Genomic DNA, 2,864 nt, shown 5'->3' with positions numbered 1-2,864 from the left:
TGCAGGTCTTCCTGGCCGAGCAGCCGGCCCATCTCGCAGGCCAGCTCGTTCAGCAGCGCGCAGATGGCGGTATCGTCGAGCTCGCCGCTGTAGAGCGGCAGGACTTCACCGGTGAAGATCGCGACCGGCTCGCGGTCGCTGCCGGCGGCGCCCTCCCCGCCCGGCCACGCGTAGACCACCTCGCCACGGGTGAACATGCCGGACAGGAAGGGCTGGCCGGCGTCGGCCCGCCGCTTCATCCAGTCGTGGGCGGCGCGGACCGCTTCCTCGATATCGTAGATCCTGCCGGTTCGCTTCCAGCCTTCGCGCAGGCCCAGCGTGATCCGGAAATCGCGCCGCTCGCCGGAAGACCCGGTCACGGTTTCGAAGCGCCAGTCGTCGGACATCGAATCGGCTCCAGCAGGTGTGTGCATGTCAGGCTGCAATGTAAGTACGACAGGCACCGATTGAAGCCGTTATCGGTTAGTGCTCCTTGTTCCGGACGATCTTTTTCAGGCTGGATTTCGGCGAGCCGCAAATCCGTTCCGCTCGGATCATCAACCGCAAGCTCAATGCGCTGCCGGCCCATAGGGGTGCGGCGGAGTAAACCGCCGCACCCCGTTTCAGGTCGGCCGGCAGCCCAGCCGCAACGCTCCCCAGTGGCGCCCATGGACGAGGACCGGGGCGCTGACGTCCTTCATCAGCAGGAACCTCCCGCCGCCCATGTCGCGCCGGTAGGTCTGGACCAGCGCCGGTGCCCGGCTGCGGGCGGCAGCGATGCCGGTGAAGTCGTCGAAGATACGCCGGTTGCGGCAGTTGGCGACGTTCCAGGCGATGTCGCCCGGCCGCTGGGGCAGCGAGTATTTCAGGTTATGCGTCGGCAGGTAGCCGTTGCGGTCCACAGTGGCGCAGAAATCGATCCTCTGCTCCTTCTGAAGCACCGCCTCCTGGATCGGCGGCAGCAGCCGGTCGAACAGCTCCGTATAGCCCGTCAGGTATTGCTGGGGATCGGACCCGGCGATCGGCTGGTAGGCGGTCGAGAAGACTTCCTCGGCTCTGATGCCGCCGCTGTCGATGGTATCGTCCAGCAATCCCGAGATCTGGCGGGCCGCCGCCTGAACCGTCGCGATCAGCGCGTCGTCGCCGCTGTGCCAGCGGTCCAGCGCACGGGACAGGACCGCCGCGACATCGGCAGCCAGGTCGAGGAAATGGGCGTGGATGACCTCCCCTTCCGCATTGGCGACTTCCGCATGGATCGTGCCGATATCGGGGATCGCCAGCGTCAGCGGCGTCCCCGCCGGAGCGGTCCCGCTGTCCAGGCGGATCTGGGCGCCGCCGCTCGAGATGTTCTCGACCACCGCCGGCCGCCGGACCCCGCCGACGGTACACTCCACCCGCAGGTCGACGGCGACCCGCGCCGCCCGCCGCCGTTCGGCGAAGCGGGAGTTGCGCAGACTCGCGATCACCCGCTTCTCGATGTTGACCACCTGCCCGACCAGCTCGGAGGTATTGTGGCGAAGCTGGGTCGAGACCTTCGTCGTCACGCCGGCCTGGGTCGCGACGCTGCCGATCCGTTCATGCACCAGCCGGACGCTGTCGGCCGTCTGGCTGACCGACTGGGCGATGTCGCGGGTTACGGCGTCCTGCTCGACCACCGCCGCCGCGATCGCGCCGATCGTCTCGTTGACCATCTCCACCCGCCCGGCTACGTCGGAGATGGCCGAAACCGTTTCTCCGATCGCCTGCTGCATCGAGTGGATCTCGTTCCGGATATTGCCGGTCGCGTTGTTGGTCTGGTCGGCAAGCTGCTTGACCTCGTTGGCGACGACGGAAAAGCCCTTGCCGGCTTCGCCCGCCCGCGCCGCCTCGATGCTGGCGTTGAGCGCCAGCAGGCGCGTCTCCTTGGCGATCTTCTCGATCAGCGTCGCGATCGAGCCGATCCGGTCCGACACGTCGTTCAGGTTGGCGGCGATGCCCCGCGCCGCCTGCGACCGGGACGTCGCATCCTGCGCCGCTCCGGTCGACCGGTCGACCTGGGACGAGATTTCCGCGATGGAGGCGGAAAGCTCCTGCGCCGCCGCCGCTATGGTCTGCGCGTTGGCATCCGCCTCGTGCGACGCCGCGGCGACATGGTCGCCGTCCTCGCTGACCCGCTGCGCCGCACCCAGCACCTCGTCGGACGCCGATTCCATCGCCTGCGCCTTGCGGCGGACCAGCTGGACCGCGTCGTCCAGTTCCTGCTCGAAGGTGTCGGCCAGGTCCAGCAGCTCGTCTGTGACCTGCTGCTCCGTCTTGGTGTCGGTATAGACGGACAACGCCAGTTCCGCTTCCATCAGGAGCGTGCGGATCAGCGTCGCGGCCTGATCGGCGGCGGCCTGCCGGCTCCAGCGGTTGCGCTCGATCACCGAGCGCACCAGCCGCTCCATGATGAAGGAATAGGCCGAGAGGTAGAATCGGGGCTTCAGCCCGACGCGGTGATGCGCGGCCCCGATCCGCTGGACCCGCTCGACATAGGCGGAGTCGATGCCGTCGGCGAAAAGCTTGTGCCAGTGGTCCTGCTGGGCGCAGACCAGGCGGGAAACCATGCCCTCCGCGGCGATAAGCTCCGCGGTTTCTGGAAATCCCCTGAGAAAAGAATAGAAATCATTCAAAATATTGTCGAGGTCGGCGTTCACGTGCGGACCAAGTTGGAACAGCGAACGTTGCGTTGCAGCATCGATCCGCCAAAGGTCCAGCTCAAGCGACACTCCATGCGGTTGGCCCTTTATTCCGGCCGTGTCGCTGCCCGTCATGCAAACGTCCTCCCAGTTGAGGGAAGCGACCATCAGGTGTGCCGATTGCACTGACAATGATCTAGGTCAATAGTAATACAACTATGGCCTGAT

The 2,864-nt window shown here is 66.3% G+C and carries 2 protein-coding genes; both read right to left on the bottom strand.

Annotation, left to right across the window (positions count from 1 at the left end; all coding sequences use genetic code 11):
- On the bottom strand, positions 1–386 hold a 386-nt coding region (locus AC5JJ6_RS07220), incomplete at its 3' end, for a hypothetical protein (protein WP_496041385.1).
- A gap of 216 nt (positions 387–602) precedes the next feature.
- On the bottom strand, positions 603–2,771 hold the full coding sequence (locus AC5JJ6_RS07215; RefSeq protein WP_496041384.1) for a protoglobin domain-containing protein: 2,169 nt from the start codon (positions 2,769–2,771) through the stop codon (positions 603–605).
- Positions 2,772–2,864 lie beyond the last annotated feature (93 nt).

The sequence above is a fragment of the Skermanella sp. genome (assembly GCF_059503625.1).
This window is presented reverse-complemented; position numbering and strand designations above follow the sequence as displayed.

Bases quoted from the DNA above. Each gene is read 5' to 3' on its own strand.
- AC5JJ6_RS07215 (WP_496041384.1), bottom strand. From the start codon at position 2,771: ATGACGGGCAGCGACACGGCCGGAATAAAGGGCCAACCGCATGGAGTG.